Source organism: Isosphaeraceae bacterium EP7, assembly GCA_038400315.1.
Classification (GTDB): Bacteria; Planctomycetota; Planctomycetia; order Isosphaerales; family Isosphaeraceae; genus EP7.
Genome location: CP151667.1, coordinates 2,463,637 through 2,476,811 on the forward strand (window position 1 = coordinate 2,463,637; position 13,175 = coordinate 2,476,811).

At 63.8% G+C, this 13,175-nt stretch carries 8 protein-coding genes; 1 reads left to right on the plus strand and 7 read right to left on the minus strand.

Features of this window, described 5'->3' with window-relative positions; all coding sequences use genetic code 11:
- Positions 1-45: 45 nt before the first annotated feature.
- The 5 genes from EP7_RS09465 to EP7_RS09485 form a co-directional block, all read right to left on the minus strand.
- Complete coding sequence (locus EP7_RS09465) at positions 46-1,521, minus strand: DUF1501 domain-containing protein (RefSeq protein WP_463527613.1); 1,476 nt, start codon at positions 1,519-1,521, stop codon at positions 46-48.
- Positions 1,522-1,538: 17 nt separating this feature from the next.
- The gene (locus EP7_RS09470; RefSeq protein WP_463527615.1) at positions 1,539-4,811 is read right to left on the minus strand and encodes a PSD1 and planctomycete cytochrome C domain-containing protein; all 3,273 of its coding nucleotides are present in this window, start codon (positions 4,809-4,811) and stop codon (positions 1,539-1,541) included.
- A gap of 213 nt (positions 4,812-5,024) precedes the next feature.
- On the minus strand, positions 5,025-5,951 hold the full coding sequence (locus EP7_RS09475; protein ID WP_463527617.1) for a DUF1559 family PulG-like putative transporter: 927 nt from the start codon (positions 5,949-5,951) through the stop codon (positions 5,025-5,027).
- Positions 5,952-6,006: 55 nt separating this feature from the next.
- Positions 6,007-6,441 carry a hypothetical protein gene (locus EP7_RS09480; protein ID WP_463527618.1) on the minus strand — a complete coding sequence of 145 codons (435 nt, stop codon included), beginning with the start codon at positions 6,439-6,441 and terminating at the stop codon, positions 6,007-6,009.
- A gap of 403 nt (positions 6,442-6,844) precedes the next feature.
- Positions 6,845-7,858, minus strand: a complete 1,014-nt coding sequence (locus tag EP7_RS09485) for a LacI family DNA-binding transcriptional regulator (RefSeq protein ID WP_463527619.1) — start codon at positions 7,856-7,858, stop codon at positions 6,845-6,847.
- 524 nt (positions 7,859-8,382) lie between these two features.
- On the opposite strand from EP7_RS09485, the gene EP7_RS09490 reads away from it, so the two are divergent.
- Positions 8,383-9,506 (plus strand): IS3 family transposase gene (locus EP7_RS09490; RefSeq protein ID WP_463527620.1). Its coding sequence is split into 2 segments (ribosomal slippage): positions 8,383-8,635 and positions 8,635-9,506, totalling 1,125 coding nucleotides; the frame shifts between segments, so codons are not numbered across the junction.
- A gap of 43 nt (positions 9,507-9,549) precedes the next feature.
- Here EP7_RS09490 and cysN read toward each other — a convergent pair.
- Positions 9,550-11,484, minus strand: coding sequence for a sulfate adenylyltransferase subunit CysN (gene cysN, locus EP7_RS09495; protein WP_463527621.1), 1,935 nt, complete (start codon positions 11,482-11,484; stop codon positions 9,550-9,552).
- A 1-nt stretch (position 11,485) separates the two neighbouring features.
- On the minus strand, positions 11,486-12,400 hold the full coding sequence (cysD, locus tag EP7_RS09500; RefSeq protein ID WP_463527622.1) for a sulfate adenylyltransferase subunit CysD: 915 nt from the start codon (positions 12,398-12,400) through the stop codon (positions 11,486-11,488).
- Between the last annotated feature and the right edge of the window lie 775 nt (positions 12,401-13,175).

Here is a 13,175-nt window from a genome sequence, read left to right on the forward strand (position 1 = left end):
AGTTCGCGTCATCCTTCGGCCCAAGCCCGTCGTTGATGGTCTGTCTCATGCCATGATCTGGCGGATGGGCGATCCGTGATCGATCTCAAGTCGTTTGCGACCGGGGATCTCCAGCTTGCGGCTGTCCAGGCCCAGGAGGTGGAGAATGGTCGCGTGGATATCGGTGACGTAGTGACGGTGTTCTTCGGCATGGAAGCCGATCTCGTCGGTCGCACCGTGAACGACGCCCCCTTTGATCCCGCCGCCGGCCATCCAGACGGAGAACCCGTAGATATGATGGTCGCGGCCGTCGCTCCCCTGGGAGCCCGGGGTCCGACCGAACTCGGTCCCGAAGACGACGATCGTGTCGTCGAGCATCCCTCGGCGCTTCAGGTCGGTCAGCAGGCCGGCAATCGGCTTGTCGATCCGTCGGCAGTTCTCGGTGTGGTTGGCCTTCAGCGCGCCGTGGGCATCCCAGGCCCCGGCACCGCCGCCGCCGTCCTGCACCTGGATGAACCGGACCCCGCGCTCGACCAGCCGGCGGCAGGATAACATCTGCGAACCGAAGTCTTTGGTCTTAGGGTCGTCGAGCCCGTAGAGGGACTTAGTTTCCTCGGTCTCGTCGTTGAAATTGATCACCTCGGGGAGCGAGCCCTGCATCCGATAGGCCAGCTCATAGGCCTTGATCCGCGCATTCAGCGTTGGGTCGTCGGGATACTCGACGGATCGGAGGCGATCCAGGCGGTCGACGAGGCCGAAGCCGAGTCGCTGCTCGGCATCGGAAATATCCAGCTCGGGTCGGCCGAAATCGAGCGGGTTGGCGGGGTCAATCCGCAGCGGGATCGCGTCGTGCGCCGGACCCAGGTAATTGCCGTCGGTCTTGTTCCAGTACTCGCGGACGCCCATCGAAATATACTGGGGGAGATTGTCGTTGAGCGAGCCCAGCCCGTAGTGAGCCCAAGCCCCGAGGTTGGGGAACTCGCCGTCAAGCATGTGGCGGCCGGAGTGGAATTGGGTCTGCGCGCCGTGGTTATTGTCGGTCGTGTACATCGACCGGACGACAGCGATGTCGTCGACGCATCCGCCGATGTGCGGCAACCAGTCGCTGACCTCTGTCCCGCTCTGACCGTACTTCTTGAAGCCGACCTGGAGCGGGAAGAGCTGATTGCGAGATTGACCGTTGGCGTCGTTGACGACCACGACGCGTGCGAGTGCGAGCTTCTTCGGGTCCTGCGTCCCCTGGTAGGGAGTCTCGGCGATTGTCTTGCCCGCGTACTTGTTCAGTTCGGGCTTGGGATCGAACGTCTCCATGTGGCTGACGCCGCCATTCATGAAGAGCCAGATTACCGACTTTGCCTTGGGGGCGAAATTGGGTCGGCCGTCGGGCGGCGTCCAGACCCCTTCGGACGCGAGGGAAACCCCGTCACGCTGGAGCATGGCCCCCAGGGCGAGCCCGGTGAAGCCCATCCCCATGTCGGCGAGGAAGCGACGCCTGTGGCCGCCCACGCAGTGGGATCCGCCTTGATGAAGGGGGTTGTGCATGGGTCGCTCGTCCCTTGTCATCGGATGGTGATGAAGTCGTTGTGATTGAACAGCGACTGCACGAGGATCTCGCGGGCCCGACGGCCCGGCTCGGCCGCCCCGCGCGATTCCAGCCGGGCCTTCAGATCGGCTAGGGTCACCTCGCACGCCGAGAGCTCGTCGGCGGTCGGCGGAGTCGCCAGGATCAGTCTGAAGGCCTCGTCGGCAAATTTCGCGTCCGACACGTCCCCGAGCCGGGCCTTCAATTTTGCGTTGATTTTCGCGGCCATGGTCTGCGCAAGGCGGCTGTTCCAGAGTGCTAGCGCCTGCGCGGGGACGACGCTCTCGCCCCGACGGTAGCAGTCCTGCACGCTGGCGTCGTCGAAGGTGGAGAGGAACTTGTTGTGATCATTATGCGAATGGACGAAATACAGGCTGCGCCTGGATGACGTCTCATCCGTCTGCGGAATTGGAGGGCCGCCTGATTCCTGGGAGAGTTCGCCGGCTAGAGACAGCAGGCTGTCGCGGACGACTTGGGCCTCCATCCGGACCGGGTTCATCCTCCAGTAGAAGACGTTCTCAGGGTCGGCCTTCAACGTAGCGGAGTCGGCGCCGACGCTCGACGAGCTGCGGCGATAGGCGTCGGACAGGACGATCATCCGATGGAGCCGCTTCATGCTCCAGCCGTTCTCCATGAAGTCGACCGCCAGCCAGTCGAGCAACTCGGGGTGGGTCGGCGGCGCACCTTTGCGGCCGAAGTCGAAGACGGTCGACACCAGCGGCTTGCCGAAGTGATGGGCCCAGATCTGGTTGACAGCCACGCGGGCCGTCAGGGGATTTTTCCGGTCGGTCAGCCAGTTCGCCAGCGCGGTGCGCCGGCCTGTGCTTGTCGTGGGGAAGGTGACGAGGCCTGTAAATCCTGTGTCCGTGGGAGACTCGGCCGCCTTGATCGCGCCGCGGAGCGGGGTGAAGTCCTCGCCCTCGGTCTCGGATGCCTTGCGGGCCTCGGCCAAAGCCGTCGTGGCGGCCTCGAGCTGTTTCTTGTAGGCCTCCGCATCCTTGAGCTTGAGGTCCCCCTGCAAGTCAATTTTTGCGAGGTTTTCCTCGGCCTTGGCCAGCAATTCCAGTCGCTCGGCATGTGTCGCCTTGATGGCCAGTGCCTTCGCGTCGTCGGCCGGCGGCAGTCGATGACGCGCCCGATCGGCTGCGGCACGCGCCTGCAAGGAATCCGGCTGGGTCAGAACAACCGCGAGTGCCCGCTCGGCGAGCACGACTCCGGCCTTGGCTTGCTCAATCGGCGTCTTTCCCTGCGGCTGGGACGGATCGCCCTCAACGAGCTTTGTTCCGGGGGGAAGCGACGCTAGCTCCAGCGAGCGGAATTCCGCCTTTGCCGCGAACGTGACGAGTGAAATCGCCCCGGCACCCCGCTCGATGGGCAAGCGATACGCCATCGCGTGCTCGCCGTTGATCGCGACATTCACCAGGGTCCCCTGGACCCGGACAGTCAGCTCATACGGCACGTCGATCTTGATCGGCCTGGCTTGGCCGCCTGCCGGGGGGTAGGTGTCATTGCCGGCTTGTTTGTAAGAGATCTGGAGCTTGGGCCCGCCTTCGTGGGCGCTGACGTAGACGAGGACCTCGCGTCCGTCGGCCGAATCGAAGCTCAGCCCCACCGAGCGCCAGGGGTCGCCCCCCTTGATCGTGAATCTCAAGTTCGCGCAGAAGTCGGCCGGGTGATTCGACTTAGCCCGAAGAGCAGAGCGAATCCCGCCGGGGTCGGACTGGAGGAGCTTGCCGTCCTTGTAGTCCCACGTCCCGGACATCGTCTCCCAGTCTCCGGGGCGTGGCGAGGCGAAGTCGTCCCGGTAGATGACAGGGCTTTCGCCGGACGCCGGTGTGCCCCCAGCCGCGATGACCTCGGCCGCGGCCAGTTGCTCGTTCGCCTTCAATAACGCGGCTCGTGCCGCCCCGATCCGTTCGTTCGCGGCCTTGAGCTGGTCATCCAGCACGAAGGGGCGCAATCCCGGTCGCGACGCTTCCGCCGGGAGTGACACGGACTTGATGTCCAGATCGGCCCAGGACAGCAGCGCAGGAATCGCCGGCTTGAGCGGCTGATCCTTCAGCGGCTGGGCTTCGTTTCCCCGCTCGAAGCGATAGGTTGGCGCGTCGAGGTTGGCGTCGAAGGCACGCGGGATGCCCCCCTTCTCGAAATCGAGCTGACCGGGGACCTGATCCGTCCGCACCTGGTACGGCTCGAAGAAGGCGCGGAAGCGGTAGTAGTCCTTGTGGCTGATCGGGTCATACTTATGATCGTGACACTTGGCGCAGTTGAACGTCAGACCCAGGAAGGCTTTGCCGGTATGCTCGACAACCTCTTCGAGCCAGGTATTGCGGTTGAACTTGAAGTAGTTGCGGGCGAGGAACCCGGTGGCCCGGAGTTGCTCCGAGTTGCCAGGGGCCAGCTCATCGGCGGCCAGCATCTCGCGGATCATCCGGTCGTAGCCCTTGTCGACCTCCAGCGACTCGATGATCCAATCTCGCCAGTGCCAAATATGTTTCTGGCTGTTGCGTAACTCCGCACCCAGGCCCCACCAATCGCTGTATCGCCAGATGTCCATCCAGTGACGCCCCCAGCGCTCGGCGTACCCCTTGCTGGCGAGTAGCCGGTCGACCATCGCGTCATACGCGACGGGAGACTCATCGGCCTGGAAGCTGGCTTGCTCCTCGGCCGTGGGAGGCACGCCGACCAGATCGAGATACAGCCGCCGTTGCACCAGGCCCTTGGACGCGGGGGGTTGCGCACTTATCCCCTTCGCTTTCATGGCGGCGGACAGGAAGGCGTCGATCGGGTTTCCGGGCCGGCCGCTGTCAAGCATTGGCACCGGCGGTCGGATCGGAGCCCGGAAGGCCCAGTGGTCGCGCGGGTCGGGCTCCGGGGATTCGTTGGGCGGCGCGATGGCTCCCTGGTCAATCCACGCCTCAATCAGCGCGATTTGCTCGGCGTTGAAGGTCTCGCCCTCACTGGGAGGGGGCATTCGCCCCTCGCCCTTCTCGCGGATCAGCTCGACCAGCGGGCTCTCGCCGCTCTTTCCGGGCTCGATCGCGGGCCCGCCGTCGCCGCCTTCGAGCAGGGCCTTCACGGTGTCGGTGCGGAGATTGCTCTTCTGCTGAAGGGCGCCGTGGCAGGCGTAGCACCTGGCCGAGAGGATCGGCTTGATCTGCTTAACATAATCGACGGGCTCAGCCGCCGGCGCCGGGTTCGCAGCGAGCGCACAGCAGACGGCCAGCAAGGGGGAAAGGGGGGTGCGCATCCCAGAAAATCTCCATCATGACCCGATCGCCGATGCGAAGGGCAGGGGGCTCGGCGGCGGACAGACCGGACGAGGGCCAGCGGACGGCGTGCAAATGGGCGGCGGAAATCGAGGCTCACACCATGATCATCCCAGCCCAGAGCGAGGATTGCCACCCGGAGTTCCGGCAGCCACATGAGACCGCGGGCCATCGTCCGGGTGGCTTATGTGGCCTCAGTAAGCGTCGCTGCTGATGACCTCGCCCCCCCTGGTCGTGCTGATGCTCATCCAGGTGACATTGTTGATGGTGTTCTTAATGAACTTCACGCTGCCGTCGGCGAACAGCGAGTTCACGCCACCGGGGTGGCGACCGCGCGAGGCGAGCATACGAGGCTGGGCGACGGAATCGCCGACGATGCACGGGGGATTACGCAGATAGCCGCTCTTGCAATAATCGGCCGAATAGATGACGTCCGGGGACGGGCTATTTGGGGGGAGATAGGTTGAGAAGCCGGCGGCGTCGCCCCACCAGGTGAACCCGCGGAGGTCTGTCCCTTGACCCATGATCACCTCCGAGGCCAGGAGCGTGCTGCTCAGGCCGTCGGCAATATCGGCGAAGCTAAACGCGCCAGGCTTGCTGTAGATGCTGCCGAATGGGGCGCCGCCGTGACGGATTCCATTCAACTCGGCCTGCTGTTCCATCGCGGTGTTGCCGTAATTTACCGCATAGCTGTGGGACGTCACATTGTTGAAGGGTGCATTCGGCGAGTCGCTCGGGCAGGTCATCGATCCGATCCGGCGATTGGTGACCGTGGTCTGGATCTCACCGAAATAGTAGCTGGCCGATCCGGCGTTATAGCTCGGGGAGAACGAAAAATTATAGCTATTCTGGAGGTTCTGCTGCTCGAGATACGGCAGCACGAAGGTCATCCAGGTTCCCCAGCAGCAGTCGCTCTTGCCCGGGGGGAGCGAGTTGACCGCGGAGTGATAATTGTGCATGCCCAGACCGAGTTGTTTCAGATTATTGATGCACTGGGCTCGCCTGGCGGCCTCGCGCGCCGACTGAACCGCGGGCAAAAGAAGGGCGATTAGCACCGCGATGATAGAGATGACGACGAGCAACTCGATCAGAGTAAACCCTCGGATCCGCTGTCTGATCATGGGAGACCCCTAAAATGGTCTGAGAGTGATGGAATCGAATAGGGTGCGAGGCTGACTATTTCAGGTCGAAGTCGAAGGCATTCGCCTGGCCCGCGACGACCTCGGCATTGAGGATGCTCGAGGCGTTATATTTCCTGGGGACGAGGTCCTGGGGAGTCGGCGGCACTTTGCCGGGGCCCGCTTCGGCCTGGGTCGCCGTCGATTTCGGGGGGCTGGTGATGATCACCCTGTATCCTCCCGCGACGGGGCCCTCGTGGCGGGGGATGGAATATTTGCCGTCCTTGATTTGCCCGCTAGCGAAGGTCCCCTGGCCGGTCTCCGGCCGTAGCTGGATCATCCCATCCGCGAGTGGCGTCCCTTTCAGGATGACGCTCCCGTTGACTTCCTGACGAGGAAGCTCATCGCCCTCGCCTCCACAGCCGCCGAGCATGGCAGCGAGTACGATTCCCGGACAGAGCCGCAAGACGTTGAATGCGGGCGAGGGGCCCATCGATCGTCGCCTCCGAGTGAGTGTGACCAGATCTCGAAATCGGGCCAATTCTTCAGCTACGTGGAATTGCCAGGGCATGAGAATCCAACACGTCGTGCGACGTGGATGAATCCTGCTGACCGTGGTTGGTCGCCTGTGGGAGTGGCGTCGGGCGGATGGGCCCGATTGTTCGCGATCGCGTGCACAGCGTCGGAGAGGTGGGATGAGTCGACTCGCCCGGACACCGGCGCGAGAACGCCGGCCGATAACCGAGAATTCATCCCAGCTTTATCGTTAAAGGAAAACTAAGAGATGGTCCAAATGCAGTCAAGTTCTTTGTTTGAAGATTTGCGGAATTTCGCGCACAACCTCCGGATTTGACATGTTCGGCGGGCAATCAGGCCTCACTCGCCTTCGCGAGGTTTCAGGCGCTCCCGCGGCAGATCAAGGTTGTGGGAAAGATGACCTCGGGAGTTTCGAAATTCCCCTCCTCGATGTAGGCGAGGAGTAGTTCGGCGGCTCGCGCGCCCATCTCCAGCCCTGGCAAGGCCACAGTCGTCAGCGGCGGGTCAACATATTGCGCGAAGTCGAAGTCGTCAAAACCGATGATGGCCATACCGGTCGGGACCTTGCGGCCTGCCTGCCTCGCGGCCTGGACAGCGCCGAGGGCGAGCACGTCGTTGGCGCAGAGGATGGCGGTGACGGCCGGCTCGTCTCGCAGGATCGACGCGACCCGCTCGCGTGCGCCATCGACAGTCTCTCGCTCGACTTCCCAGACTTTGCTCCACAAGCCCCCGCCGGCGCGGATGGCCGATTCGTAGCCTGCGGAGCGCTTCTCAACGGCGGGCCAGTGGCGGTCGGTCGTCAGAAATCCAATCCGGGTGTGACCTCCAGCCTGGAGGAAAGCGACTGCGGCAGCGGCCCCGCCCCCGTCGTCGGCCAGGACGCAAGCGGCCGTAGGCGAGTTGACGTGGTCCTCAATGAGGACGAAGGGGACACCCGTCCCGATGAGTTCCGCGATGGAGGCCGACCTCCGGTCAGGCGAGCCCGAGAGATGCACGACCGCACCGTCGAACCGCCGCTGACGCATCAGGCGTCGGAAGACCCCGTCGACCTGGTCGGGGTGAAACCCCTGGACCATCAACCCAAAATCCCGCCGCCGCAGCGCGCCGACCATCCCGCTAAGGATGGCGATGTGAAACGGGTCGGAGAGGAAGCGATCGGCCGGATCGATGGTGAGGAAGGCCACGGTATTCGTGCAATTCAGCCTCAGCGCGCGAGCCTGGAGATTGGGCTGATAGTTCAGGTCTCGGATAGATTGCTGGATGCGATCACGGGTCTCCTCCCGCATCTGCGAGGTCCGGCCATTCAGGACGTTCGAGACGCTCTGGAGCGAGACGCCCGCCCGTTTTGCCACGTCACGCATTGTCACGCTCATGGAAGATCGCGCCTTGGCCTGAAGCAGATCATGATTCGGAAATCTGGAAAGCGGCAGTCGATTTCATTTTTTGGGGGGAGGGGCGGCAAATCCCCTCGTTCGGACCGATGGCGTACCTTCGAACGTGAGTCCGGCTAAACAAGTGTTATCCGGGCGTATCACGCTTTGGTAGATCACCAGCCGTGAACGCGGCGACTCGTCTGGGACATGTCGCCCTGAGCAGGCGAACTTCATTGTAGTCGACCCGCCTTTAATCCACCCGACCTCGGGAGTCTTCGAGGCCGTTGAGAGGGGCATGGTTGTGGAACTCCTTGCGAACACGGCCATCGAAGGACTGGCAGGAGGCATTTCAGATTAGCCTGCCCGGCCGCAATTCAGCCTCACGTTGTTGAGGTTCGCCCAATAGTCGAGTATTTGGCCCGTGAACCCTCTGATTGACGTGCCTGACGTGCCCCCGATTTCCTGGGCCATCGCACTTGAGAGTTCGGATACGATGAGGCCTCGAGTCTTAGGAGCTCAGGCCCATGAAGAAGTCGAAGTTCACCGTCGAGCAGATCACCTTCGCCCTGAGGCAGGCCGAGGCCGGCCTGGGGGTCGATGAGACCTGTCGCAAGCTGGGCGTCAGCCAGGCCACCTTCTTCCGCTGGAAGGCCAAGTACGGCGAGCTGGGCACCCCCGAGGTTAGGCGGCTCCGCCTGCTCGAGGAGGAGAACCAGAAGCTCAAGCAGCTGGTCGCCGACCTGAGCCTCGACAAGAAGATGCTCCAGGACGTCCTGGCAAAAAAATCCTGAGCCCGCCGCAGCGACGGGCGGTCGTAGCGGACCTGACCGTCCGCTTCGGCGTCAGCGTGCGGCGGGCCTGCCAGGTCGTCGGTTACCCGCGGTCGACGTATCACTACCGGAGGACCCGCGACGCCCAGGAGCCCCTCCGGCTGCGGCTGCGCGAGCTGGCCACCAGCCGCGTCCGATACGGCTACCGCCGGCTGCACATCCTGCTCGAACGCGAGGGCTGGGCCATCAACGTCAAGCGGGTCGATCGCCTCTACGGCCTGGAGCGATTGACGTTGCGGCGGAAGGCCCCGAGGCGACGGGTGAGCTCTCGCCATCGCGACGACCGGCCGGCCATCGAGGCGGCCAACCAGGCCTGGGCGATGGACTTCATGAGTGACGCACTCTCGGATGGCGGCAAGCTCCGCGTCCTGACGGTGCTCGACCTGTTCACCCGCGAGGCGGTGGCCATGCGAGTGGCCCCGCGGTTCACCTCCGGGCAGGTCGCCGAGGTGATGGCGGAGGTCTCCTCGACCCGAGGGGCGCCGCGTGAGCCTCGTGTGGACAACGGCCCGGAGTTCACCGGCAAGATGCTCGACCTGTGGGCCCATCTGAACGGCGTGACGCTGGATTTCAGCCGCCCCGGCAAGCCGACGGACAACGCGTTCATCGAGTCCTTCAATGGGCGTGTGCGCGAGGAGTGTCTCAATCAGACCGACTTCACCAGCCTGGAGGACGCCCGGGAGCGGGTGGAATCGTGGCGGGTCGACTACAATGAAGTCCGCCCGCACGGCGCCCTGGGGAACCTGGCCCCGAGGGATTTCGCCGCATTGAAGGCCAGTGATCTGAACGCCTCGTCCGACCGAAAAGCTCTCGTTTAGCTGGTCCAACTTTCCGGGGCAGGTCATTTCCCGGGGCGGGTCACTACCCCAGAAAGCCCCTTGACTGCATCAGTTCGACGATCCGACTGACGCTCTCGTCTACGCCAATCAGGTCGGTCGGCAGCACGAGGTCGGGTGAGTTCGGCTCCTCGAAGGCCGCCGTCACGCCCGGCATCTGCGCGATCTTGCCTTCGTCGGCTAGTCGGTACGCGCCGCTCTGGTCGCGGGCCCGCAGCACCTCCATTGGCGCAGTGCAGTACACTTCCAGGATGCGGTCCCTGCCGATCAACTGCTTTGCCTTCTCGCGAACAGTCTCGTGCGGCGCCACGAACGCCGCGATAGTGATCACCCCCGCGTCGTTCATCAGCTTCGCGACCTCGGCCGACCGCCGCAGGTTTTCCGAGCGGTCGTCGGCGGTGAACCCCAGGTCGCGGTTCAGCCCCTGTCGCATGTTCTGGCCGTACAATACCGTCACCAACCTGCCCTCGTCCCACAGGCGGCGTTCCAGCCCGTATGCGATCCGGCTCTTACCACTGCCAGTCAGGCCGACCAGCAACACCGTCACCGGCACCTGGCCGAAACGTTGCTCGCGCTCGGCCGGCTCGACCAGGCTCTCACGCAGCTTGAGGCGCACCGCCGGCTCCGTCGCCCAAACGTCGCCCAGGGCCCGGCCACTGCCCGCTTCCAGGATCATACCGGCGCCGACGGTGTTATTCGTCAGTCGGTCGATCAGAATGAACGCCCCGGTCGCGGCGTTGGTGCGGTAAGGGTCGTACGCCAGCGCCTGCGTCAGGCTAAGTTGCACATGTCCGACCTCGTTTAGCCCCAGCCGTGTAATGGCCCGGTGCTCCAGGGTATTGACGTCGACACCGTAGCGGAACGACGCGACCTCCGCTGTCACCTGCCGCGTGGTGTGCTTCAGCGTGTACGCCCGACCGGGCACGAACGGCTGCTCAGCCATCCACACCACCATCGCCTCGATCTGACTGCTGACGTGCGGCGGACTGTCCGGCTGCACCAGCATGTCTCCGCGGCTGACGTCCACCTCGTCGGCCAGCGTAATTGTCACCGCCTGGGGCGCGAACGCTTCCTCCAACTCGCCGTCGTACGTCACGATCGACTTCACCCGGCTGCGCTTGCCCGACGGCAGCACCATCACTTCGTCGCCCTTGCGCAGGATGCCGGACGCCATCGTTCCGGCGAAGCCACGGAAGTCGAGGTTGGGGCGGATGACGTACTGCACTGGAAACCGCAGGTCGGTCAGGTTGCGGTCGCTGGCGATGTGGACCGTCTCCAAGTGATCCAGCAGCGATGGTCCCGAGTACCACGGCATCGTGTCGCTCTTCGACGCGACGTTATCGCCCCTGAGCGCCGACATCGGAATGAAGGTGATGTCGCTTAGGTTGAGTTTGGCGACGAAGCCTGTGTAGTCGTCTTTGATCCGTTCGAAGGCGTCTCGCGAATAGCCGACGAGGTCCATCTTGTTAACGGCGACGACGACGTGCCCGATGCCCAGGAGCGACACGATGAAGGAGTGCCGGCGAGTCTGCGTCATGACGCCGTGGCGGGCATCGATGAGGATGATGGCCAGCTGGCACGTCGAGGCGCCGGTGGCCATGTTGCGTGTGTACTGCTCGTGGCCAGGCGTATCGGCGATGATGAACTTGCGGCGGTCGGTCGAGAAATAGCGGTACGCGACGTCGATGGTGATGCCCTGCTCGCGCTCGGCCTTCAGGCCGTCGGTCAGCAGGGCGAGGTCGATCTCACCGGCGCCGGTGGTGCCGACCTTCTCGCTATCGCGCTTCACCGCGGCGAGTTGGTCCTCGTAGATCATCTTGGTGTCGTGCAGCAGCCGGCCGATGAGCGTGCTCTTGCCGTCGTCGACGCTACCGCAGGTGAGGAAGCGCAGCAGTTCCTTCTTCTGGTGGCGGGCGAGGTAGGTGTGGATGTCTTCCTGACTCAGGTCAACGGCTTGCATCTCAGAAGTACCCCTCGCGCTTCTTCTGCTCCATCGACCCCGTCTCGTCGTGGTCGATCATCCGGCCCTGCCGCTCGGAGTTCTTCGCGAGCAGCATCTCCTCGATGATCTCCGGCAGGGTCGTCGCGCTGCTCTCAATCGCCCCCGTGAGCGGGTAGCAACCCAGCGTGCGGAACCGTACCCGCTTCATCATCGGCTCTTCGCCGGGCCGCAGCCGCATCCGCTCGTCGTCCACCATGATGAGCGTGCCGTCGCGCTCGACGACCGGGCGAACGTCGGCGAAGTAGAGCGGCACGATCGGAATGCTCTCCAGGTGGATGTACTGCCAGACGTCCAATTCGGTCCAGTTGCTCAGCGGGAAGGCGCGAATACTCTCGCCCTTGTTCACCTTGCTGTTGTACAGGCTCCAGAGCTCCGGCCGCTGGTTCTTCGGGTCCCACTGGTGCAGGCGGTCGCGGAAGCTGTAGACGCGTTCCTTTGCCCGGCTCTTCTCCTCGTCGCGACGGGCACCGCCGAACGCCGCGTCGAACTGGTCGTGGTTCAACGCCTGCTTCAGCGCAGCCGTCTTCATGATGTCGGTGTGCTTCTTCGAACCGTGGTCGAACGGGTTGATGTTCTGTGCCCGCCCCTCCGGGTTGACCCAGACCTTCAGATCGAGGCCCTGTTCGCGGCAAAACCGATCGCGGAACTCGATCATCTCCCGGAACTTCCAGGTCGTATCGACGTGCAGCAGCGGGAACGGCAGCCGGCCGGGGTGGAACGCCTTCTGCGCCAGCCGCAGCATGACGGCGGAGTCCTTGCCGATCGAGTAGAGCATCACCGGCCGCTCAAACTCGGCGGCGACCTCGCGGAGGATGTGAATGCTCTCCGCCTCGAGTGCTTTCAAATGGGTCAAGTTGTAACTGCTGCTGATCATCCGTCCTCCTGTTCGGCTTCTTCCTTTTGATTATAGGGTATCCGCTTCTCTATCGGGTAGGGGGCTCATCACTGGCCAGCCCGTAAGTGATCTGGCTCTCGCCAACGGTGCAGGCACGGCTCCGTCACGGACGGTTTGCGTCATCGAGGGCGTCGTCGCTCTCTTGTTCACCCCCGGTTGTTGCGCCTTCGGTCATGAAAGACCGACGCATGGCACGGCCCAGGGCAGTTCGTAGCCTCGCGGTTAATCGAAATGCACTGAACTCGACCGATGCTGATTTCGGATGCACGCTCGGCCGATCGCATGTGGAGTTGAACCGAGTTCTCACGACCACCGGCCGGCGGTGGCAGTTGGCCATCCTATCCGACGAGGCGGCCTCGCTTCCGGAGGCGCTCACGCCCTCCCTACACCCGGCCTACGGCCCGATGCTTCGCTACGCTCCTGGCCGGCTTCCTTCCCACGCACCTGATCCCCGACCGCCAGCTAATCCTGTTCAGCGATGACGCCATAGACGGCCTTCCCGAAAATCACCTAAAGGCACGACATCACGATCCGGTCCCCTTCTCGCACGCCCTTACCGACTGGAAATACTCGATCAAAAAGTTCATCCTGGCCGACTTCGTCCGCATCACTTTCGCCGCCCGGCCCTGTGCGATTCCCGTCCCGGTCGACCTCTACCGCTCCGAGGAGGAAGACCTCAGACGCAGGCGACCGCACCACACGCCGGCCCAGCTCATGTGCCGTCTGATCCGCTGCATCCGCCGCCGGTTCGCCT